Genomic DNA, 23,375 nt, shown 5'->3' with positions numbered 1-23,375 from the left:
CGGAAGAATCGCCGTATGACGCACCGTGTAACCTGGCTGCGTGCAGCCGCAGCTCTTTGCGTCGCCGGCGCGGCGTGGTCGGCCGCGCCGGCGCACGCCGGCGTGTTCGACGACAACGAAGCGCGCCGCGCCGTGCTCGATCTGCGCAGCAAAACCGACAACCTGGCGAGCCAGTTGTCTGCCGCCCAGCGTACGATCCTCGATCAATCCGGCCGTCTCGACCAGCTGAACCAGCAGGTCGCGACGCTGCGCGGCGAAAACGAGGATCTGACGAACCGGCTGACGACGCTCGAGCGGCAGCAGAAAGAGTACTACCAGGATCTCGACACGCGGCTCAAGAAGTTCGAGCCGCAGCAGACGACGATCGATGGTGTCGAAGGCACCGTGCAGCCGGGTGAAACGGATGCGCTCAGCGCGGCGCAGCAGCAGTTCCGCAACGGCAACTTCAAGGCGGCCGCGGCTTCGTTCCGCGCGTTCATCGCGAAGTATCCGCAGAGCCCTTACCAGCCGACCGCGCAGTACTGGTACGGCAATGCGCAATACGCGCTGCGCGACTACCGCGGCTCGACTGCGACGTGGCAAGGGATCGTCAGCAAGTTCCCGCAGCATCCGCGCGCGGCCGATGCCCTCGTGGCGATCGGGACGAACCAGCTCGAACAAGGCCAGAAGGCGGCCGCGAAGAAGACGTTCGAGCAGGTCGTGTCGCAGTACGCCGGATCGAACGCGGCGCAGACGGCGCAGGGCAAGCTCGAAACGATCAAATAATTATCGCGGCGGGTTGTTGACACCCTAACAATCCGTCGCTATAATCTTTTGCTCTTTGGGTCGCTTGCCAAAGTTGTCGAAGCAACGACCCAACAGGTTTCAAGAACGTGGGGTGGTAACTCAGTTGGTTAGAGTATCTGACTTTTAATCAGAGAGTCGAGGGTTCGAGTCCCTCCCACCCTACCAACTATCTTTGATAGTGCAAATTAAAGCCTCCCAAGTGGAGGCTTTTTTGCGTCTGTCGCTCCTGCGACGAATTCGGAATTTCCGCTTCCTTGGAGCAGGGTGCGCGTTGGAGCGACGGGCGGCTCGGCTCAAGAGGTCCACTACGCCGCCACCAATTCGTTTCAGCGGTGCACGCAATCAGTCGAATTTCGCTTTCGGACTGCATTGTCGATGCCCGCCGAAATCGACGAGCCCGCACTCGCCGTACCGGCAAATCCAATCGGCATTGGCATATCCCGAGCCACCTAACCCGCATTCGCCAATGCATGACCCAGAGCAGGTCGTCCATCACTTTCGACAACAGGATCGCAAGACGCCTTAAACGCGTCCCGGCACTCAGATGCGGCATTCAATGCCGCCGTTTATTCATGAGTCGATTGCCGCTCCAGGTCCGCCGTTCTGCGCAAGAGCACCTCGATCTCGCCGCGCGATGCTTCGAATTGACTTCGCATCCTTGAAAGCTCACTTTCAAGGACGCTTGCCCGCCGCTCAAACTCTTCCGCCAACACCAACTGCTTCTTACTGGCGGCATCGATCATTGCGGCGCGCTCCTCATCCATACCCGAGTGCAGTCGCGCAATCTGCTCTGCGTGGGCTTGCGAGCACTCCAGTTGCTGACGAAGCAGCAGTGCAATTTCCTGACGCGAATTATCCAACTGGCCCTGCGCATCCAGCAGACGCGTCTCCAGGGCATCCACGCGCCTCGCATGCTCGTCAATCAGCGGCGTGTACGTTTTCTCGGCAACTTCGATCGCGGCAAGGCGCTCTCGGTCGATTCTCGAATGTGCATGAGCAAGCTCCTCTGCATACTTTCGCTCTCTTTCCGCTTGCTGCCGCAGTAATGCCTCAACCTCACTACGGGCGCTCACCGTTACCATCGCGCACGCCGTCTCCGACTTGATACGTTCGCGAACCAACTCTTCCTTGAGTTCACCCAACTCCTGCGTCATCTCGGCCAATCCCTCTTTGGCTCTCGACCAACCACTATTCGCCCCTGCCGTCCAGATCCGTCCTATCTCGTACCGGCCATGGGCAATGAAATGGGCATAGGGGGACGTGCCCGACGCAAGAATGTCAGTGTTATTAAGTAAATAAGCAATCGGATCAAAATCCTGCGGGATCAACGGATCATTTGCCAGATGCCAGTCGATATTCAACAAGGCATTTGCCACGTGCGAGGCACCGGACTGCTGAGTCAGTGCAATTCTTTCCAACGCCCAGTCCAGCACCAGATCCCTCACGCGCACCTCGTGGCCCGCCATCTCGCCGTCAACATTCAGCGAGGCCTCAACGGTGAGCGCTCGGCGATCGGTCTTGTTACGCTCGCCGGAAAGAGAAACAACATCAGCGCCACCAAAGAAATGACTATTGATCCAGTCGATGTCGGCTCTATACCGCCTCTCGAGCCCTCTCTCGACTTCTTCAGTTACCTCGACAGACTCTGATCTGGCAAACGGCTCCGCATAAATCATCCGATCCGAAATCTCCTCGGAGAATGAACCACCAAACTCCCGATTTATTCTACGAAGAAGACTACGCTCCACGCCAGTCAGGGATCGATTAACGATTCTATCCTGACTCTCAAGAGCAGCAACTCCAATCAGCCCAGCGAAGGAATCAACCACCCGCTTCTTGATTGCCTCGTAGCTGATAACAGTTAATTCATCGCTGGATAACGCTTCGGAGAGGGATTTGAGCGTGGATATGTGCAGCCATTCAGCCGTATCGACCCATACCTCAAAATCCTCATACAGTCCATGACGTTTGATGAGCTGATCATAAACTGATTTCATGAACGGGATCACGTTTCGCACGTAGAAAATCACGCGCAACTGAATACCTTCCCTTCGACAAATATCGGCGAGCATGCGCCAATTTTCAGAAGAAAATTCACCGAACAATTCAGACGAACAAATCGCATTCGAATATGCGCCGAAATAAGATCTAATTACCGCAGCAATCGTCGCGGCATCATTTTCTTCATCACGAATGGCCTCACGTAACATTTCACCATTTCCGCTCGAAATCTGATGCTCAAACACCATTCCAGCTTTATTCAGATACCCTATACCGCACGCACCAAGCTTCTCGGCGTTGAACTCAAGAAAACTCTGCAACGCAGACGACCCTGTTTTCGGCCCACCCGCATGCAAAAACAATGTAGATTTCATGTTTTTATAACCGATTCAGATTGACTTGATCTGCGCAAATTGCGACCCACTTCCCAATGAAACAAAATATCTGCGCATCAATGACAATTTCTTTAATTTCGTGCGTTTGATCAACCCACCTCCCCGGATGGACTGAATCCGTCTCACTCAAGCTGGCTTGTCGTGACCAAATTTGAATTCTCAATTCAAATATTCGCGCACTGAAACCAACATGCTTGCTTACCGCAATCTTACTGCCTTTCCTTGCAATTCTCCATAAAATTCAGACTTTCGACAGATCGAATATCCGCTGACGAAATGGAGAGCCAACAAACCATCAAAAGAGGGCCGCATATACGCTTCGCATTGCGGCAGAGACGGTTGCGAAAAATCGGACAATGCTCGAGATGGAATCGCTTGAACAGCCAACATGGACAGCAAGCGAGTTACTACGTCAGTTCCGTCGACCCTGCCGTCACGGCGGATCCCGGTTCTGTCATCGCAACCGGCGTCTGCGCTGCCGGCGCTCCTGCCACGCGCAATCGCGAGCCACCACTACCCCGGCGCCGACGAACAGATCGTCATACTGCGTGACGACCGCCCATTCGGACGATTCAGCGCCGCGGCAACACTGAACACCGTGCCGTGTCCAGCTGACTCCGCGATCATCACCGCATCGTCCCTCGCATCGATCTGCAAAGCTTTATGGTTGTCGCAATTGCGTACGTACGCGTTGTCACTCGCATTGGCCGCGATCCGGCCAGGTATGCGCCAGCTACCAGTGTCTCGAGCGTCAACGAAAGTACCGCCTGATTCAATACCCGTCACCTGAAATCAACGGTCGTACATTTGTGAATATTAGCTGACCTGCCGAACGACACGTCAGCGCACACTCACGTCCCGCAGCACCGCCCCATATCCCGCGTACAGATTGCCGTCGGGCAGCAACTGCCGCTGCGCGAGTTGCCGGTGCACGACCGGCAGGCTATGGAACGGCATCCGCGCGAACAGGTGATGTTCGATATGAAAATGAATCGCATGCGGACCGAACAGGAACGTCTGCCACGAGCGCCGGAAGATCGTGCGCGCGTTGCGGCTCTGGTCCTCGCCAGCCGGCAACCCCGCGTGCTCGAAGATCGCCCGCACCTGCCCGGCAAGCGGCAATAGCGTGACCGACGGCACGATCCACAGCGCGACATACAGCAACGGATGTCCGGCCAACGCGAGCGCACCGAACAGCAAACCGTTGCAGGCCAGCATCGACACGATCTCCCACGCCGCATACGCGCGCGATTTCTCCACCTTCGGCAACGCATGCGCAAACTTGCCGCGCGCGAGCTTCACGACGCTCGTCACGTAGCCGACCCCGCACGCATAGGCGAGCAGGCGGCCGACCAACCGCCCGCGCGTCACCGGATAGTCGTGCACGCCGAACAGCAGCGCGACGGGATCGTCCGGCTGCATCGGCGCGCGATGGTGCTTCAGATGACCCGCACGGTACGTGCGCAGCGACAACCACAACGGACCGGCCGCGAACAGTTGCCCGAGCAAGTCGTTCATACGCCGGTTCCGCGCCAGCAACCCGTGCGCGCCCTCGTGCATCATGACCGCCAGCGCAAGCTGGCTGCGCGCGATCACGATCGCCGCACACGCATACACGAACGGATGCGGCAACACGATCGCCGCCGCAAACGCCGCGGCAATCATCAGCCAGTCGCCGGCCAGTGCCATCGCGACACGCGACGCATCCACGCGAAACAACGCGGGATCGGGCTCGAACCGCGCAAGTTCCGCGTTCGGCACACCTTGACGCACACCAGCGACCTTCACGCGAACCTCCTGCGCAGCGAACGCCGCTCGACCCACATCGCACTGACCATCGCGAGCACCACGCCGCCGAGCACATCGGCCACCGTATGCTGCTTGAGCGTCAGCGTCGATGCGCAGATCAGCAGCCCGACCGCAGTCGCCACGATCCGGCGCCGGTCCACCAGCGTCCGGCACGCAAGGCACGTCACCGCGACATGCAGGCTCGGAAAGCCGTTGGCCGCGAGATCGAGCTGCCACATGCGCGCGAGACGATGGCGCACGAACGCGTTGCCGATCTCCGCGACGTCGGGCCGCGGCACGGCTTCCGGAAACAGCAGGAAGCAGACGACACTGAACACGAACGCGATCAGCACGGCCTCCTTGAACGCGGCGAACGCGGGCGGCCGTGCATAGGCGGCCAGCACGATCACGAACGGAAAGAACGCAACATAGACGAACCAGGACCATGCGAGGAACGGAATCCGCGCATCGATCGCCGTGGCCAGCACGTAACGCGGCGTGACGCCGCGCTCGAGCACGAAGAAGATCGCGAGGCCGGCAGCCATGCCGAACGTCGCGGCCAGCATCTGCTGGACATCGAGCCGGCGATCGTCATGAAGCGTCAACGTCTTCATCGCGGTGCCGGCGCCTCGCATCGGGTTTCCGCGTCGGCCGGCCGCGCATGCGACCGCAGTGCGAGGATGCGCGACGTCCATGCGTCCACGCGCGCACGCGCCTGCTCGCGTCCGGCGCGCGTTCCTGCCGGCGTGCCCGGATTGCGCATCAGGTCGGCAACGGCCTGCCCGATCGCCTGCCGGAATGCCACAGCATCACCGCGCCACGTGACGATGCGGTGCACGAGTTGCAGCCGCGCCGCGCGCGCAGCGTTGCTCGCCTGCTCGGGCTGATCGGTCAGCACGAGCAGGATCGGGCGGCGATAGACGTGCGCGATCGACAGCGCGGCCATGCCGGGCGCCGATACGATCAGCGGCGCATGCGCGGCGCGCGTCACCCAGTCGGCATCGACACCGGTCCAGCCGTCGTGCCCGGCGTAGCCCTCGCCCACGCGATACGCGGCAAGCCCCGCGTCGCGCATGCCGGCCGACAGCGCATCGGCGAGCGCGACGTCGCGGAAGTGCGGATTCAGATAAACGGCCGCGGCAGCCTGTTCCAGCGCCGGCAGTTCGGCGACAACCGGCAACGGCGTCGGCAGCCGGTAATGTCCGCGCGATTGCGGCGCGTCGTCGGCCGCGTCGTACGCAAAATCGTGTTCGATGCAGCCCAGCGCCGAATCGATCTGCCAGTCGACAATCCGCGCGAATGCACGCGCCAGCATGCGCGGCAGCCGCGCATCGAAATTGCCGGTCAACGCACGGCGCAGGCTGCCGCCATACACGTGAACGACGCGGCGGCGCCAGCCCGGCACCGCGCCCATGAACAGCAGCGCCGGATGAAACGAATCGTTGATCACGAGATCCGCATCGCGAACGATCGCACGCAGCCGCACGAGGTCGCGCAGCATCCGCGTCGGCCTGAACACGTAGTGCGCGACATTACGGTCGGTCGCGTCGCGCAGCATGTTCTGCCGCTCGTCGAACTGCACCGCGTAGTGGCGGGACAGCACCGGCGCATCGATGCCGAATGCGGCCAGGAACGCCTGTCCCGCATCGGACGTCGTCAACACGTCGACCTGCGCGCCGGCCGCACGCAACGCATGCACGAGCAATTGCGCGCGCATCAGGTGGCCGCGCGCGTCGGCTGTCGCGAGATAGACGATCCGCAGCATCATGTGCGCGGACGAAGCGAATGGATCCAGCCGGCTGCGTACATCGCCAGCGCACCCGTCACGCCGAACCCGGCTTCGATCGCGCGGATTTCGCGCAGCAACGCGGCGAGATGCGCAGCCTCCGACGGCTCAACGAGACGGCGCAACGTATCCGAACAGAGCCGCACGTGCCGCGTCTCGTCGGCGAGCACACGCGAGAGCAACGGATGGAGCGGATGCATGTCGCCGATCGTCGCGCAGTGGCGTGCGAGCACGCGCATCGCCATCTGTTCCGCGCACAGGCCCGTCGCATAGGCCGGCACGAGCACGCCTTGCGCGAAATGCGGTGCATGGCGTTGCGCGAGCCTTCGCCATCGCATGATCTTGCGCCGGCTCAGCCAGTCGGGTTCGTGCGGCCCGGCCGAAGCCTCGGCGCCGCGCCGGCGCAGCGCATCGGCAAATGCAGCCGCGTGACGGCGCTCGTCCGCGAGATGCTGCTCGATCCGCGGCACGAGCCAGGCCGGCGGCTGTCCGGTCCAGTCTTCATGCAACGCGCACTCGGTCGCCTCTTCGCCGATCAGGTACATGCGCAGCATCCAGCGCTCGCCGTGCGCGCTGCGATGCAGCCGCCGGATCGCCTCCCGCTTGATGCGATCGACGAGATACGCACGCACCCGCGCCGCACCCTGCGGCACGGGTACATCGAGACAGTCGAAGCACGCGCCGTCCGCCGTCTGCGGCGACGCAGGCAGTTCGCCTGCCGCACTCATGCCGGCACACTCCGTGCGGACGCGGATTTCGTCGCAGCCGCAGCCGCCGCGGCCGGATCGCGACGCCAGCCGAGGATCAGGCCGACGAAGCTTTCCTGCATGAACGCATGCGCGGACGCCGCGGCGCCCGCGAACGCTTCCTCATGACCGTTCACGCGCAGATAGCCGTTGCCGTCGCGCGCGCCGAATTCGATCCGGTCGTTCTTCTTGAAACCGCGCTCGCGCACGTCTTTCAGCAGCGCACTGCCGTCGAGACCGAACAGGAACAGCTCGCGCTGCGCGACCCACACCGGAATGTGATTGCTCAGTGCGTCGAAGCGAATCGCCCACGTGCCCGACGCCAATGCGCGATCGACGTCCGCATCGCGCGGTGCGTTCGACGTGAAGCTCGCGCGCGCCACCGACTTCGTCAGGCCGCCGACACCGAGCGCGATCGTGATGTCGTCCGCGGACGGCTGCTTCGGATCGGTCGCGCTCACCTTCACGAGATGCCGCGCGAGCCGTGACGCCAGCGACGGATGCGCGAACAGCCCAAGCGTTTCGTCCGGCGTCAGCACGTCGCGCTCGCCGTCGCCCTCCTTCACGCGCACACGGTACGGATCGATCCGCACATCAGTGAACTTGCCGCGCACGGGCGCGTGGACATACACGTCGCGGTCCCATTTCGCGCCGTCGCGGCGCAGCAGCACGTGCACGCTCAGCGGCACGCGCCGGCCGTCGCCGTCGACGCCCGTGCCCTGCAGCAGCACGTCGCCGAGCACGTCCTTCGAGCGGCGGTTCGCATCGCTCGAGAAGACGATCGCGTGCGCATCGGTATCGATGCTCGCATGAACTTCGGGCGCATCGAGTGCGATGCGATTGCAGTCCGTCGCGGCCGCACTCGCGAACGGGCAGCCGCTTTGCGACGCGAAGTGATAGATCCCGCGCCCCGCGTGATCGATCGGCGCGGCATGGGCGCCGGTGCTGGCGGCAAACAGGGCGAGGCAGGCAACACGGGTGGCGAATGAGGGCATGGTCGTCGTCGGAATGGATTCAGGATGTCGAAGTAACGTGGCGCCGCTTCAATGACGGTGATAGGACAGCGCATCGAGATCGCGCCGGGCCGACGCTCGCCCTGCGAGCCCGAACCCGCGCGCCAGTGCGCCGAGCGTATCGACGGCGGACGCGGCGATCGTGACGCCGACGGCCGCGAGATAGCGAACCGCACCCAGTTGCGGCAACTGCTGATGATCGAGTGCCCGCAGGCTGTAGCCGAGCCGCATCGCCATCACGCAGAACGGGCCGAGCGGGCCGCTGCGGCCGAGCCATTGCCACCGGCGCGGCAGGTACGCGTTCACGAGATACGGCGTCAGCCCGACGCTGTCCTCGCCGCGCATCCAGCGCAGCTTCAGTGACTCGAAATGCGTGTCCGGCAGCCGGTGCTCCGTGTGTGCATCCGGCGCGAACTCGACGGCCACGCCAGCTGCCTGCATCCGCAACCCCATCACTTGGCAATGCGCGCGATAGACGCCATCGAGCGGCTCGTAGCGGAATTGCGCGAATACATCGCGCCGGAACGCAACGTTGTTCGCATAGAAGTTGCGCGTCGCACCGGCGCGCAGCGGACTCGGGAAATACATGAAATCGATCGACGTCAGCGCGGTGCCGAGCACGTTCGGCGCGTAGCTGGTGCGCCCCGCCACCGCGACGGGTGCGTCGCCCGACTCCCGCGCGAACGGCACGAGCAGGTGTTCGAGCCAGTCGTCGGCCGGGCGGCAATCGGCATCGCCGAACACGACGATGTCGCAGCGGTCCGCGTCGACGCGATCGAAGCCGTCGTTCTTCGCATCGTAGTAGCCGGTGCTCGCGCCGATCTCGACGAAATCGATCGAACGGCCGGCCAGCGCAGCGATTTCCGTGCGCGCATCGGCCGGCAGGCCGTCGTGCGTGATGATCCATTGCGCGAGTGCCGCTGGCGGCACGGTCTGCCTCGACAGCGCCGACACGAGGCGCTTCAGGCTGTCGACGGCCTGCGCGAGACCCGCGCCGCCGCGCAGGTTGTTCGTCTCCAGTACGAGCGCGGCCTTCGCCGCCACGGAACGAGCGGCCGCGCGCGTACGCGGTGCGGTTTCATTGAAGTTCGGCATCCGGAATATCTCCACCGTCGTGCGCGACGGATTGGATGAAACGGCAGGAAGGTGGCCTGCGGCACGCCGTCCAAAGCGGGCCGCCGCGGACCACGTCGCCCGGCGGGCCGCCTGGTCAGGCACCCGCCATGCGCGACGTCACTCCTGGATCGACGGCGCGGAGTCTGCGTCGGTGAAGCGCGGCTTCGTGTTCTGCAGGTCGCGCGTGTTCTTCTGCACGGCCACCGCGCCGAACAGCGCGAGCACGAACGACATCGCGTAGAAGCCCTTTTCGCTCAGTTGCAGCGTGGCGTTGAAAAGGCCGACGACCAGCAGCGCGATCGACAGCAGCAGCGCGATCCAGCTGAGGCCGTAGTAGATGCCCGTGACGGGAATGCCTTCCGCGCGGTCGCGCACGCTCTTCTGCAACGAGATCGCCGCGTAAAGGCCGAACACCAGCACGGTGAAATAGTAGCCCTTCTCGTTGAGTTGCATGCCGGCATTCCAAAGGCCGATCAGGAAGGCCGCGAAGCCGGCGAGCAGCGCGGCCCACGACGCGGCCACGAACGCGAACGACGGCTGCTGGATAGTGGTCTGGTTCATTGCTTTTGCCCTCTCTTTCTTCTTGTTCGAAATCGTTTTCGTTGAACTGCGTTTTGCGCATGGTAGCAGCTTTGGTGCGCGCCACGACAGTCGCACTTGCAGTCTTACATGCCGCGCTGCGCGCGCCGCCAGCGCCCCGGTGTCGTGCCGAGTACCGCGCGGAACGCCTTGCCGAAGGCGGCCTCGGACTGGTAGCCGACCGCCTGCCCGATCTCCGCCTGCCCGCGCTGCGTGTCCTGCAGCAATGCGCACGCATGCATCATCCGGATCTGCGCGACGAACGCACCGACGCTCATCCCGGCCTTCTCGCGGAAATGCCGCGCGTACGTCGCACGCGACATGGCCGCCGCGTCGCCGAGCGACTCGACCGTCCACGGCCGCTCCGGCGCCTGCAGCACGGCCTGGACCGACGGACCGAGCCGCGCATCGGCCGCCAACGCAAGCCAGCCGGACGGCACGCGCGCGCCGCGGCCATAGGCCCGCAGCGCATATGCGAGCAGCGCCTGGCCGAGCGCGTTCACGATCGCGCCTGCGCCCGGCTGCACGTTCGACGCCTCGGTGCGCAGCACGCTTGTCAGCAGTTGCAGCGGCTCGGCCCCCGATGCTTCGCGTAATTCGACGTGCAGCACCTGCGGCAGCGTGCGCATCAGCAGCTCGCCCGCGCCGCGCGCATAGACGAACCGCCCGCACAGCAGATCCACGCTCGCGCCGCCCGGTTCGGCCGGATCGAGATTCGACTTGACCGGCAGCACCGCGCCGCCGCCGGCGCCGACGTCGCGCAGCGGCACGGCCGGCTGCGACCGGCCGCTCCCCGTATCGAGCAGGTCGTGCGCGCCGCCCGCGGGCAGCAGCACGAAATCGCCTGCGGCGAGCTGCAGCGTGCGGCCGTCGACCGTGCGCAGCCGGCACGTGCCGGCCAGCACCAGGTGGAACGCCGCCTCGCCGGGCGGCAGCGGGTCGTGCGGCATCGCGAACGGCCCATCCAGCAGACAGCGCACGTCGAGTTCGACGTGGCTGCGCCCCAGCGACAGCAGTTGACTCAATGCATCCATGAGACGATTGCGCTAAAAATTGACACTCTAGCGTATCGAAACCCTCAGCGCGAGCGATCAGAATAGGTCTGCATCGCCCGAGATCGCGGCGCCCGCCGCCCTCCTCACTTCTTCTCGATAAGGACGCATCATGCTGAACTGGAACGAATACCGGAAGGAACTCTCGACGCGCATCGGCGACATCGCCAAGCTGTCGCCCGATACGCTGGCCGGGTACAAGGCGCTGTCCGGCGCCGGCGCCAAGACCGGCCATCTCGACGCGAAGACGCGCGAACTGATCGCGCTCGCGGTGGCCGTCACGACGCGCTGCGACGGCTGTATCGCCGTTCACACCGCCGAAGCGGCGAAGCACGGCGCAACCAAGGAGGAAGTGGCGGAAGCGCTCGGCGTCGCGATTGCGCTGAATGCGGGCGCGGCGCTCGTCTATTCGGCGCGTGTGATGGACGCGCTCGGCGACTGACCGTCACCGCGGCGCCGTCGCGGGCCGCCCTGCCGCGCGGCGCCCGGCCGTCAAGTCGTCAGGCCTGACGGCCATCCGCCTCGCGATGTATGAAGATTGGCCGGCGTGCTCGCGCCGGCAGCTGTCGCGCCACGCACGGACGCGGACACGCTGCGAAGTCGGCTACCATGCGCGAACGATCCATCGTGAAGGAGCGCTCCATGTGCCGCTGGCTCGCCTATACGGGTAATCCGATCCATCTGGAAACCGTGCTGTTCCGCGCGAAGCATTCGCTGATCGACCAGAGCCTGCATTCGGAGCTCGGCGCCACGACCACGAACGGCGACGGCTTCGGGCTCGGCTGGTACGGGCGCCCCGACGAACTCCCGTTCCGTTATCGCTCCGTGCATCCCGCATGGAACGACCGCAACCTGCGCGAAGCCGCGCGCGCGATTCGCTCACGGATGTTCATCGCGCATATCCGCGCGGCGACCGACACGCCGGTGCAGGAAACCAACTGCCACCCGTTCCGCCACGGCCGCTGGCTGTTCGCGCACAACGGGCTGATCCGCGACTTCCACAAGCTGCGCCGCGACCTGACGATGAAGGTCGATCCCGCGCTGTTCCCGACGCTCGAAGGCTCGACCGATTCCGAGCTGATGTTCCGTCTGGCGCTGACCTACGGCCTCGAACAGACGCCGCTGCCGGCGCTCGAACGGATGGTCGGCATGGTCGAGGAAACCGCCGCGCGGCACCGCGTGGCCGATCCGCTCAACATGACGATCTGCGCGACCGACGGCGACCAGATCATCGCGGTGCGCTACTCGAGCGAACGGCAATCGCGCTCGCTGTTCCACAGCACGTCGTTCAAGCACCTGCACGAGCTGTATCCGCATAACCCGCGCATCGCCGAAGCCGGCGACGACGCGTTCATGGTCGTGTCCGAGCCGCTCGTCGACTTGCGTGGCGCGTGGGAGGAAGTGCCGGAAGGGATGGCGATCGTCGCGCATGGCGCGGATGTGCAGCAGCGGCCGTTCGCGCCGCGGCATAAGTAGCGGGCGGCGCCGCACGCGCCGTCAGGCGCGGCGCGAGAACCGCATCCGGATCGAATCGAGTTCGGCGGGCAGCCGGTGCGATCGGGCGCGCCGCCGCGGCAGCGCGGCAAACCCGAGCCGCTCGTACAGTGCGCGGGCGCGCACGTTGCGGGTCAGCACGTCGAGCACGACTTCGCGGCTGCCGTCGGCCGGCAACGCGCCGGAATCGAGCGCATCGCGGAACAGCGCACTGAAGATACCCGTGCCGCGCTGCCGTTCGTCGGTCGCGCAATGCGCGACGAGGATCTGCGAACGCTTCGGCGCCGGGAGTTCCGTTTCGAGGATCAGCCCGCGCAACAACTGGCCGATCGTGCGACGCACGCCGAAGAAGCGCGCGAGTGCCCACACGACATGCACGTCGTCGAACGTCGTCCGCCGCCCGTCGTGAATCGCCATCACGGCGAGCACGGTGCCATCGTCGTCAACCGCGACGCGATGCCGGCGCCACGAGAAGCGCCCGTGACGCGACCGGAACGCCTGCTGCAGGAACGCGATGCACCGCGCGTCACTTTCGCCGAGAAAGAAGCCGAATTCGGCCACGCCGGATGCAAACACGAGCGGCCCGCACGCAGCCGCGTCATCCGCATCGGCCACGCGAAACCGCGCGGCCTCACCAGCGCGCTGGACCGCCTGCGCAAACGCGGCGGCCTGCGTCATGCGCTGCGTCCCGCCAGCCGCGACAACACATTAACCGTCCGACTGATCTGCTCCGGCTCGTGCGTCGAGCAGATGAAGAAGCGCAGCCGCGCCGCCTTTTCCTCGACGGCCGGATAGAAGATCGGCTGCACGTTGATCCCTTCGTCGAACATCGCGTTCGCCCACTGCGCGGCCTTCAGCGAACTCCCGGTGATCACCGGCACGACCGCGTAGCCCGCGCTCGTGCCCGTATTCAGCCCGGCAGCACGCGCTTCGGTCAGGAACTGCCGCCCGCGCGCCTGCAGCTGCGCGACGCGCGCCGGCTCGGCCTGCAGGCGTTCGAGCGCGGCCAGCGACGCCTCGGCGAGCGTCGGCGCGAGCCCGACGCTGTACAGGAAGCCCGGCGCCAGATGGCGCAGCATGTCGACGAGCGGCTGGCAGCCGGCGATGAAACCGCCGCAGCCGGCCAGCGTCTTGCTCATCGTGCCCATCCACATGTCGACCTGGTCAGGCGCGACGCCGCAATGCTCGCGGATGCCCTTGCCGGTCGCGCCGAGCACGCCGAGCGAATGCGCCTCGTCGACCAGCAGGAACGCGCCATGGCGCGTCTTCACGTCGACGAAGCGCTGCAGGTCGGGGAAGTCGCCGTCCATGCTGTACAGCCCCTCGATCGCGATCAGCACGTGCCGGTATTCGCGGCGCACGCGCGACAGCAATTCGTCGAGCGCCTGCCAGTCGTTGTGCGCGAAGCTCAACCGCTTCGCGCCGCTCAGCTGTGCGCCCTGCACGATGCTGTTGTGCGCGAGCGCATCGTGGACGACCAGGTCGCCCGGGCCGAACAGCGCGCCGATCACGGTCACGTTGGTCGCGTGGCCGCTCACGAACGCGACGCAGTCGTCGGTTTCGTAGAAACTGGCCAGCGCGCGTTCGAGATCGCGTTGCACCGGGCGTTCGCCCGCGACCATCCGGCTCGCCGATGCCGATGTGCCGTAGCGGTCGATTGCGGCTTTCGCGCGCGCGGACACGTCCGGGTCGCCGGCCAGGCCGAGATAGTTGTAGTTCGCGAAGTTCAGGTATTCGCGGCCGCCGATCTGCGTCGTCGCGCCGGCGACGCCGTCGTGCACACGGAAAAACGGCGAGTCGACGCGCAGCTTCTCGCCCATCTCGCGCATGATCCGGACCTGCTGATACTGCGGCATCGACTCGAAGCGGCTGCGTGCCGAAGCAGTCTGTGCAGCCGGCGTGCCGGGCACACCGGGCGCCGCGGCGGCATCCGTCGCGCGCTCCAGTTGCCGTTTCAACGCTTTCGCCGCCAGTTGCTGGCGAAGATGCTCTCCCAGTGCCATTGCTTCCTTCGCTGTATCTCGAAAAGGCGCTATGTTACGCCGCGTATTTTTAAAAGGCGTGGCGTCACGCGTCGGAAAACTCGGCCCACTGCCATGCGTCCGGCGCGGCCAGCAGCGCATCGACCAGCCGAAAATTCATCTCGTGGCTCGGCCGCAACGCGCTCACGCGCGCCAGCAGCGGCGCGCCCGCCAGCGCGAGATCGCCGACCAGGTCGAGTACGCGATGCCGGACGAATTCCTCCGGCAGCCGCATCCCGCCCAGCACGCGATTGCCGACGATGGACGCGGTGCACGACGGCCGCGCGCCGCGCAGGATCGGCACACCGCGCAGATAGCCTGCGACGATCGCCGGCACGGCCCACTTCACGCGCCCGTACGAGCGCGACGGCGCGATTTCGGTTTCGAACGCGGCCGGCGTCAGCGCGCCGTCCCAGTGCATGTCGCCGAAGCCGCGCAGGTCGTTGCGCACGCTCAATTCGTAACGCGGCGCCGGCTCGATCCGCATTTCGCGCCGCTGGTCGCCGTCGCCGTCCGTGACGACGACGGGCCGCAGCACGCGGATGAAGCGCTTCGGCGCATCGAGCGCGACGCGGCCGCATGCGCGGATCGCGTCGACCCACGGCGTTGCGCTGCCATCGAGAATCGGCACTTCCTCCGCATCGAGCTCGACGATCGCATGATCGATCTCACACGCGAGCAGCGACGCGAGCAGATGCTCGACCGTGCGAACGCCGACGCCGTCGGCATTGCGCAGCATCGTGCAGAGCGGCTGCGCGCGGCGCAGCGCGGGATCGACCGGCAGCGTCGCGAGCGTGCGCCCGTGCTCGATGCGCCGGAACGCGATGCCCGTCACGCCATCTTCCGGACGCGCGGGCAGGATCCGCACACCGACCCGGCGCCCCGTGTGCAACCCGTGCCCGTCGATCGTCAGCGGGCGTGCCAGCGTGCCCTGACGCGCCGCCCAGCCGGCCGGCGCGCTCATCGAGTGACCTCCAGTGTCGGCGACGCATGACCGGTGCCGGGCGACGGCCGCGTGTCGAGCATCGCACGCGCTTCGCCTTCGATCGCGTGCTTCGCGGCCAGCGCCGCGACGGCCTCCTGCGCAGCAACGGTCGCTGCCGCAGCATCGGAGCCGGCATCGGCCGACGCGCCGATCGAATCGACGATGCGCGCGGCCAGCGTCGTCACCGACGCGCCCTCGGCGATCGCCATCACCGACAGCTTGACCTCGAACGCTTCCTCGACCGCGAGGCCGAGTTCCATTCCCATCAGCGAATCCATGCCCATGTCGAGCACCGACTTGTCGAGCGCGATGCGATCGGGCGTCATGTGCAGGATCCGCGCGATCTGCGCCTGCAGCGTCCGCGCAACCAGCGCGACCGCTTCGTCGCGCGGCAACGCGAGCACTTCTTCGCGCAGCTGCGTGCCGCCGTCGCGCGCATCGCCGCCGCTCGCATTCGATTGCAGCCGCGAATACCGGCGCGCCTTCGCGGCCGGCATGCCGCGCGCGACCGCGTGCCAGTCGAGCCGGACCACGGCTTCGCCGGCCGCGCCCGCGACCAGCGTGCGCTCGAGCGCAACCATCGCCTCGTCGGACGTGATCGACGCACCGCCGATCCGCGACTGCAGCGCTTCGCGCGTATCGGCGTGGCGCGCGAGGAAACCGACGTCCTCGAGCGGCCCCCAGGCCATGAACGTGCCCGGCAACCCTGCCGCGCGGCGATGTTCGACCAGCGCTTCCAGGAACGTGTTGGCCGCGACGTAGTTCGACTGCCCCGGATTGCCGAGATAGGTCGTCGCCGACGAATAGACCACGAACAGGTCGAGCGGCAGCCCGCGCGTCGCGCGATGCAGGTTCCATGCGCCTGCCACCTTCGGTGCGAGCACCGCGGCCATGCGCGCATCGTCGAGATTGCGCACGAGGCCGTCGTCGATCGACATCGCGGAATGCAGCACGCCCTTCAGCGGCGCGCCACGCCGGACGATCGCGGCAATCATCGCGTCGACCGCCGCGGCATCGGTCACGTCGCACGACACGACGTCGACGGTGACGCCCAGCACGTCGCGCCAGCATGCGACTTCGTCGCGCGCCGCGGCGGCGAGTTCGCCGGAGCGGCTCGCCAGCGTCAGCCGGCGTGCGCCGCGCTCGACCATCCAGCGCGCACTCGCGAAACCGAGCCCGCCCGTGCCGCCCACCACCAGGTACGTGCCTTGCGGATCGAGCACGAGCGAACCCGCGCCCGCGACGCCGCGCGTCGGCGCCGGCGTGCCGGACGGATAGGTCACGAGCACCTTGCCGATCTGGCGCGCCTGCTGCATGTAGCGGAACGCATCCTCGGCCCGTTCGGCGGGGAACGCGCGATACGGCAGCGGATGCAGCACGCCTGCCGCGAACAGCGCCATTACTTCGCCGAACAGGCGTTCGGTCAGCTCCGGCAACGCGCCCATCAACTGGTCGGCATCGATGCCGAAATAGCTGATGTTGTTGCGGAACGGCCGCAGCCCGATATGGCTGTTCTCGTAGAAATCGCGCTTGCCGAGCTCGAGGAAACGGCCGAACGGACGCAGCGTGTCGATACTGCGCACCATCGCTTCACCGGCTAGCGAGTTCAGCACGATGTCGATGCCCTGCCCACCCGTCATCGCACGGATCTCGTCCGCGAACGCGAGGCTGCGCGAATCGAGCACGTGGTCGGCGCCGAGCAGGCGCACGAACTCGCGCTTCTCGTCGCTGCCGGCCGTCGCGAACACTTCCGCGCCGAAGTGGCGCGCGAGCTGGATCGCGGCGATGCCGACGCCGCCCGCGCCGCCGTGCACGAGCACGCGTTCGCCGCGGCGCAGCCGCGCGAGTTCGACGAGCGCGTAATACGCAGTGAAGAACGTGGTCGGCACGGTCGCCGCTTCCTCGAACGACAGGCGTTCGGGCTTCAGCGCGATCGCTTGCGCGCGCGTCCTGACGCGCGTCGCGAACGATGCCGGCGCGAAGCCGAGCACCGCGTCGCCCGGCGCAAATGCGGTCACGGCAGGGCCGACCCGCACGACGCGGCCGGACAGCTCCATGCCGATCGTCGCGCCCGCGAAGCCGGTCTCGACCGCCTCATCGGACAGGAGCCCCATCGCATACATCACGTCGCGGAAATTCAGGCCGGTGGCAACCGGCTCGATTTCCACCTCGTCCTCGCCCAGCGCGCTTTCGGGCAACGCAAACCATTCGAGATTGCGCAACGAGCCCGGTGCGTCGAACGCGAGCACCGACGCGCGTGCGATCGCGCCATCGTCGCGCGCTGCCGCCTGTGCAGCCGTCAGCATGCGCGGCACCAGCCGCCCGCGCGCGCTCAGGACAACTTCCTCCTCGACCGCCGGGCCGGTCAGCTCGCGAATCAGCGCATCGGGAATCCCGGCCGCCGCGCGATCGACGTCGATCAGGCGGCACGCGAGTTCGGGATGCTCGTTCGCGAGTACGCGACCGAGGCCCCACAGCGTCGCCTGCTCCGGGTGCGCATTCGCGGCTCCGGCAAACGGCGCGCCGCCGCGCGTGACGACGGTCAATCGCGTGGCCGCGTGCGGCTGCGCGCCGAGCGCGCGGACGAGTGCCGCCAGCGCGATCGCGCCGTAACGCTGCGCGGCCATCAGGCCGTCGCCCGTCGCTGCTTCCGCGAGCGGCGTGTCCGGTGCGCAGAACACGACGTGCGCCGGCTGCCCGGCCGGCAGCGACGCGATCGCGTCGGCCGCGTGCGTGATGTCCACGATATCGGCCGGATAGCCCGCCAGCGCAAGCGCATCGGCCAGTTGCCCGCCGAAGCCGTCGACCGCATCCGGCGCGTGGATCACGAGCCATTGTTCGTTGCGTGCCAGCGTATCGAGATCGCTCGGGTCGCCGCCACGTTGGGCGGCCATCGTGTTCGCGGGATTACGCGCGACGACGAACGTCGGCGTGCCGTCCAGATCGAGCGACTGCTCGACGTGCCGCACGACGTCGACGTAGCCCGCGCGTGCGAGCGCCGCCTCGAGATCAGCCGGCGCCAGCGGCGCGGGCGCATCGACTTCCGTGGACGCCGCCTGCGGGGCGAACACGATATCGGAGAAGCGGCCGCGGCGCGGCTCGGCCAGCAGCAGCAATCCGCCCGGCGCCAGCCATGACCGCATCGCATTCAGCGCGTCGGCCACATCGTGACGGCCGCTCAGCGCACGGTTCGCGACGATCAGGTCGTAAGGCCCGGCATCGTCGGCCGACAGCGACAGCCGCTCGCCCGATTGCAGTGCCACCGTGCGCACCGCCGCTTCCGCGTCCGTATCGAAACCGGCCAGCTGGCCGGCCGTCGCGGCGATCGTGTGATCGCAGCGCGCGGCCGCGAGATGCATGCCGAGCGTCTGCAGCACGTCGCCGTCCGTCGCGCCCAGTTCGAGCACGCGCAGCCGGCGCGCCGGCTGCCACGCATCGACCGCCTGCTCGACGCCGGCCGTCAGCAGTGCGTGCACGTGCTGCCAGGTCGGCGATGCGGCAAGGAGTTGCTCGACCAGGCTGTGCCCGGTCGGCGACAGCCAGCGGGTGCCGTCCTTCGCGCCGCTCAGCACGTCGGGCAACGCCGCGCCGCAATGCGCAAGCAGCGTCAGCTCCGCCACGTGCCCCGGCGATTCGGCCAGCAGCCCGCGCCACAGCTCGTCGAGCGGCGGCAACGCCGCGCACGCCGCGTCGTCGCGCACGAGGTGCGCGCCGTCGCGATGAGCCAGGCCGTCTTCGATGAGCATGTCGGCAAGACGTGCCGCCAGCGCCGCGCGCCCGGGCGCCGGCCGCCATGCAGCGGCGAACGCGCCGAGCGCATCGAACGCACGCAGCACGTATAGGCTCGCGAGCACATCGAGCAGCGGCAGGATTTCGGTCAGATGCTGCGTGCGGCGGCCGTCGTCTTCGGCCGTATCGAGCCGGGCGACCGCTTGCGCGAGCAGCGCGTCGGGCGCCGGCAGGCCGGCGGCATCGACTTCGCCCGGCAGTGGCACCTCTTCGAGGCGGTACACGAAGCGCGCGGGCAGGTTCTGCCGGCGGCCGACGAGATCGACGCGCCGGAACCGGCAAGCGCCGAGCCGCGCGACGATCGCGCCCTGCGCGTCGAGGAATTCGAAATGCGCGACGACCGAATGCGGGCTGCGCCGGTCGATCCTCGCGAGTACGCGAGTGACCGTGTCGCCGCGCAGATAGTCGACCCGGCCGATCTGCACCGGCACGTAAGCCGGATGTTCGCCGTCGCGCGCGTGCGCGGCAAGCAGCGCGAACAGCGGATGAAACCCGCTGTCCATCAATGCCGGATGCAGCAGATAGGCGGACAGCGCCCGCGCATCGCCGCATGCGGCAGGTGCGGAGACGTCGGCCAGCGCCGCATCGTCGCCCGCGGCGACGCGCACGGTGCGGACCCAGCGGAACGCCGGCCCGTACGTCAGGCCGATCGCCGCGGTGTTCGCGTACAGCGTGTCGCCATCGGCGGCCGGCAGCGCGAGCAGGCGCTCCAGCGTGCCGGACGGCACGAAGCGCGCCGCGCCCAGCACGCTACCGCTTTCCAGCATCCGCCCCGTCACGTTCAGCGTCCATGCGCCATCGGACATCCGGTCGCGCGTCTCGATCGTGAAAGTCGCGGTGCGCGGCTCGATCACGAGCCGGAACAGCTTCGCCTGCTGCGGCTGGAACACGACCGGCGTGCGGATCTCGACGTTTTCGAGTGCCGCGTCCGCCGTGTCGAAGAACGTACGCGCCGCGGCGAGCGCCATTTCCACATAACCCGCGCCCGGGAATGCCACGCCGCCATCGACCACGTGATCGGCCAGCATCGGCAGCTTTGCCGGATCGAGCTGGTTTTCCCAGCCGAACGCGTGTTCGTGCAGCCGATAGCCGAGCAGCGGATGCTCGCGGCGGCGATTGACGAGGCCGTAGCCTTCGACCGTCGGCGTCAGCCAGAAGCGGTCGCGCTGCCACGGATAGGACGGCAACGCCGCACGCGACGTGCCCGGTGCAAAGCGGTCGGGATCGACGCTCGCGCCGTGCGCGATCGCCGCGAGAATCGCCTGCCGCAGCGTCGCCGCGCTGCCGTGATCGCGCTTGAGCGTCGGCAGCACCGCGCCGGTCGCGCCGGCTGCGGCGAACGCCTGCTTCACGTACGTGCGCAGGATCGAATGCGGCGACACTTCGACGAACAACCGGACGCCCTGCTCGATCAGGTACGCGATGCCGTCGCCGAAGCGCACGGGCTCGCGGATATTGCGCCACCAGTAGCGCGCGTCGAGCTTGGTGCCGGAAAGCGCGCCGCCGGTCACGGTCGACACGAACGCGCCGTTGCCCGGTTGCGGCCGCAGGCTGGCCAGTTCGGCCAGCACGACCGGCTCGATGCGATCCATGTGGCTGCTGTGGAACGCATAGTCGAGATCCAGCATCTGGAAGAACTTGCCGCTGCCGCGCAGCGCCGCCTCCAGCGCCTGCAAACCCTGCAGCTCGCCCGCGAGCGTGACGGCATCGGGACTGTTGATGCCGGCGATCTCGACCCGGCGCGCGAGCCCGTGGCGCGCGATCAGCTCGCGTGCCGCCGCGTCGCCGATGCCGACGGCCGCCATCCGGCCGCTGCCGCGCGTCATCGCCTGCGCGCGGCTGCGGATCTTGATCACGCGCACCGCGTCGGCGAGTGACAGCGCGCCCGTCACCCACGCCGCGGCGATTTCTCCGACGCTATGGCCGATCGCCGCGTCGTAACGCATCCCGCGCGCATCGATCACGCGAATCATGCCGACCTGGATCGCGAACAGCAGCGGTTGCGCGTTCTCCGTCGCGGCGAGCCATTCGGCGCCCGCGCCGGCCAGCCATTCCGCGCTCGGGCCGCCGCGCATCACGTCGACGAGCGACGGGCTGCCGTCGGCACACCACAGCGCATCGACTTCGTCGAGCGCCGCGCGGAAAACGGCATTCTCCGCATAGAGCTCGTTGCCCATTCCGACCCACTGGCAACCGTTGCCCGAGAACACGAGCGCGGTGCGCAGCGCGTCGGCGGGTGCCTGGCCGGTTGCGACGCAGTGCGGCAGGCCTTCGTGGGCCGGTTGGGCCAGTGCGGCAAGCGCCGCACGGCCTTCGGCCACGTCGGCCGGTGCGACGATCGCGCGATGTTCGAGCCATTGGCGGCGACGCGCGGCCGCGGCGGCTAGCGCCTGCCAGTCGCCGCCGTTGTCGAGCATCGCCAGATAGCGGCCTGCGAGTGCGCCGAGCGCAGGCGTGCTGCGCGCGGTCAGCACGAGCGGAGACAGCTGCGTTTGAACCGGCTCGGGCGCTGTCGCCGTCACGTCGTTTGCGACCGGCGCCTCGGTCAGCACGACGTGCGCATTCGTGCCGCCGAAGCCGAACGAGTTGACGCCGACCGTCAGCGGCGCGTCGCTCGCTTCGAGCGGCATGTAGCGATCGACGACGCGCAGGCGCCCGCCGTCGAAATCGATGCCGGGATTGGGCGTGACGAAATGCAGCGAACGCGGCACCGCGCGATGCTTCAGACACAGCACGGCCTTCAGCAGGCCGGCCATGCCGGAGGCCGTTTCGAGGTGGCCGATGTTGGTCTTCACCGAACCGATGAGCAGCGGACGGTCCGCCGGGCGCTCGCCCGACACGACGTCGATCAGCGCGCGCGCCTCGATCGGATCGCCGACTGCCGTGCCGGTGCCGTGCGCCTCGAGGTACGCGAGCGACTGCGGATCGATGCCGGCGCGCGCGTACACGCTGCGCAGCAGCGACGCTTGCGCGGCCGCGCCCGGCACGCTGATGCCGCCTGGCGAATGGCCCACGGAGTTCACGCCGGAGCCGGCGATGACTGCATGGATCGTGTCGCCGTCGGCGAGTGCGCGATCCAGCGGCTTGAGCAGCACGAATGCGCCGCCTTCCGAGCGCACATAGCCGTCGCCGGTCGCATCGAACGCGCGGCAACGGCCGCGCGGCGACAGCATCGACGCCTTGGAGAAACTGACGAAGCCGAACGGATGCAGCAGCAGGTTGACGCCACCCGCGAGCGCCATCTCGGCTTCGCCGGACTGCAGCGCCTTGACGGCCTGGTGGAGTGCGACGAGCGACGACGAGCAGGCCGTGTCGACGGACATGCTCGGGCCGCGCAGGTCGAACAGATAGGACACGCGATTCGACGCGATGCTCAGGGTGTTGCCGGTCGCCGAATACGGATCGATCACGTTCAGATCGTCCATGTTGCGGTTGCCGTAATCCATGCTGGCGGCGCCGACGAAGACGCCGCAGTTGCTGCCGCGCATGTCGGCCGGGCGCACGCCGGCGTCTTCGAATGCTTCCCACGCGAGTTCGAGCAGCAGGCGCTGCTGAGGGTCCATCTGGGCCGCTTCGCGCGGGGAAATGCCGAAGAATGCGGTGTCGAAGCCGGCGACGTTGTCGAGCACACCGGCCGCGAACGTGTAGCTCTTGCCCGGTTCGCGCTTGGACGGGTGCCGGTAGAAGTCGGTACCGAAGCGGTCGGCGGGGATCTCGGTCACTGCGTCGCGTTCGTCGCGCAGCAGTTGCCAGAAGTCGCCAAGATTGTTAGCGCTCCCGGGAAACCGACAAGCCACCCCAATTATTGCAATCTTACTGTTCAT

At 66.9% G+C, this 23,375-nt stretch carries 16 protein-coding genes and 1 tRNA gene; 4 read left to right on the top strand and 13 right to left on the bottom strand.

What is annotated here, in order from left to right:
* Nucleotides 1-15: 15 nt before the first annotated feature.
* The gene (ybgF, locus tag AC5LXX_RS03695) at nucleotides 16-765 is read left to right on the top strand and encodes a tol-pal system protein YbgF (protein ID WP_124449297.1); all 750 of its coding nucleotides are present in this window, start codon (nucleotides 16-18) and stop codon (nucleotides 763-765) included.
* Between the two features lie 109 nt (nucleotides 766-874).
* A tRNA-Lys gene (locus AC5LXX_RS03690) sits at nucleotides 875-951 on the top strand.
* Nucleotides 952-1,352: 401 nt separating this feature from the next.
* Here the strand turns inward: AC5LXX_RS03690 and AC5LXX_RS03685 are convergent.
* The 9 genes from AC5LXX_RS03685 to AC5LXX_RS03645 all read right to left on the bottom strand — a co-directional run bounded on the left by AC5LXX_RS03685 (nucleotide 1,353) and on the right by AC5LXX_RS03645 (nucleotide 11,244).
* Entirely contained in the window at nucleotides 1,353-3,161 is a 1,809-nt protein-coding gene (locus AC5LXX_RS03685) for a hypothetical protein (protein ID WP_493410514.1), read from the bottom strand.
* An 861-nt stretch (nucleotides 3,162-4,022) separates the two neighbouring features.
* Nucleotides 4,023-4,970 (bottom strand): fatty acid desaturase family protein, encoded by a 948-nt coding sequence (locus AC5LXX_RS03680; protein WP_493410513.1) that lies wholly within the window; start codon nucleotides 4,968-4,970, stop codon nucleotides 4,023-4,025.
* Complete coding sequence (locus tag AC5LXX_RS03675) at nucleotides 4,967-5,584, bottom strand: phosphatase PAP2 family protein (protein WP_493410512.1); 618 nt, start codon at nucleotides 5,582-5,584, stop codon at nucleotides 4,967-4,969. The genes AC5LXX_RS03680 and AC5LXX_RS03675 overlap by 4 nt, the downstream gene beginning before the upstream one ends.
* On the bottom strand, nucleotides 5,581-6,738 hold the full coding sequence (locus AC5LXX_RS03670; RefSeq protein WP_493410511.1) for a glycosyltransferase family protein: 1,158 nt from the start codon (nucleotides 6,736-6,738) through the stop codon (nucleotides 5,581-5,583). The genes AC5LXX_RS03675 and AC5LXX_RS03670 overlap by 4 nt, the downstream gene beginning before the upstream one ends.
* Nucleotides 6,735-7,484 carry a hypothetical protein gene (locus AC5LXX_RS03665; RefSeq protein WP_493410510.1) on the bottom strand — a complete coding sequence of 250 codons (750 nt, stop codon included), beginning with the start codon at nucleotides 7,482-7,484 and terminating at the stop codon, nucleotides 6,735-6,737. Before AC5LXX_RS03665 ends, AC5LXX_RS03670 begins: the two co-directional genes overlap by 4 nt.
* A complete protein-coding gene (locus tag AC5LXX_RS03660; RefSeq protein ID WP_493410509.1) occupies nucleotides 7,481-8,497 on the bottom strand; it encodes a hypothetical protein in 1,017 nt (338 codons plus the stop codon). The genes AC5LXX_RS03665 and AC5LXX_RS03660 overlap by 4 nt, the downstream gene beginning before the upstream one ends.
* 48 nt (nucleotides 8,498-8,545) lie before the next feature.
* Nucleotides 8,546-9,610 carry a glycosyltransferase family 2 protein gene (locus AC5LXX_RS03655; RefSeq protein ID WP_493410508.1) on the bottom strand — a complete coding sequence of 355 codons (1,065 nt, stop codon included), beginning with the start codon at nucleotides 9,608-9,610 and terminating at the stop codon, nucleotides 8,546-8,548.
* 138 nt (nucleotides 9,611-9,748) lie between these two features.
* Nucleotides 9,749-10,192, bottom strand: coding sequence for an inner membrane protein YiaA (yiaA, locus tag AC5LXX_RS03650; RefSeq protein ID WP_493410507.1), 444 nt, complete (start codon nucleotides 10,190-10,192; stop codon nucleotides 9,749-9,751).
* A 104-nt stretch (nucleotides 10,193-10,296) separates the two neighbouring features.
* Nucleotides 10,297-11,244 carry a cupin domain-containing protein gene (locus tag AC5LXX_RS03645; RefSeq protein WP_493410506.1) on the bottom strand — a complete coding sequence of 316 codons (948 nt, stop codon included), beginning with the start codon at nucleotides 11,242-11,244 and terminating at the stop codon, nucleotides 10,297-10,299.
* Nucleotides 11,245-11,374: 130 nt separating this feature from the next.
* Between AC5LXX_RS03645 and AC5LXX_RS03640 the strand changes: the two genes are divergently transcribed.
* Together AC5LXX_RS03640 and AC5LXX_RS03635 are read left to right on the top strand one after the other, a co-directional pair.
* On the top strand, nucleotides 11,375-11,704 hold the full coding sequence (locus AC5LXX_RS03640; protein WP_006484989.1) for a carboxymuconolactone decarboxylase family protein: 330 nt from the start codon (nucleotides 11,375-11,377) through the stop codon (nucleotides 11,702-11,704).
* 200 nt (nucleotides 11,705-11,904) lie between these two features.
* Nucleotides 11,905-12,738 (top strand): class II glutamine amidotransferase, encoded by an 834-nt coding sequence (locus tag AC5LXX_RS03635; protein WP_493411082.1) that lies wholly within the window; start codon nucleotides 11,905-11,907, stop codon nucleotides 12,736-12,738.
* 21 nt (nucleotides 12,739-12,759) lie between these two features.
* Here AC5LXX_RS03635 and AC5LXX_RS03630 read toward each other — a convergent pair whose 3' ends face one another.
* From AC5LXX_RS03630 to AC5LXX_RS03615, 4 genes are all read right to left on the bottom strand, one after another.
* A complete protein-coding gene (locus tag AC5LXX_RS03630; RefSeq protein WP_493410505.1) occupies nucleotides 12,760-13,434 on the bottom strand; it encodes a GNAT family N-acetyltransferase in 675 nt (224 codons plus the stop codon).
* Nucleotides 13,431-14,759, bottom strand: a complete 1,329-nt coding sequence (locus AC5LXX_RS03625; protein ID WP_493410504.1) for an aminotransferase class I/II-fold pyridoxal phosphate-dependent enzyme — start codon at nucleotides 14,757-14,759, stop codon at nucleotides 13,431-13,433. The genes AC5LXX_RS03630 and AC5LXX_RS03625 overlap by 4 nt, the downstream gene beginning before the upstream one ends.
* Nucleotides 14,760-14,823: 64 nt before the next feature.
* Nucleotides 14,824-15,741, bottom strand: a complete 918-nt coding sequence (locus AC5LXX_RS03620; protein ID WP_493402404.1) for a UDP-3-O-acyl N-acetylglycosamine deacetylase — start codon at nucleotides 15,739-15,741, stop codon at nucleotides 14,824-14,826.
* Nucleotides 15,738-23,375: an SDR family NAD(P)-dependent oxidoreductase gene (locus AC5LXX_RS03615; RefSeq protein WP_493410503.1), complete on the bottom strand. Its 7,638-nt coding sequence runs from the start codon at nucleotides 23,373-23,375 to the stop codon at nucleotides 15,738-15,740. Before AC5LXX_RS03615 ends, AC5LXX_RS03620 begins: the two co-directional genes overlap by 4 nt.

This window comes from Burkholderia torrens (genome assembly GCF_984668525.1).
The sequence above is the reverse complement of the archived record's forward strand: the minus strand, read 5'-3'. Positions and strand labels throughout refer to the sequence as shown.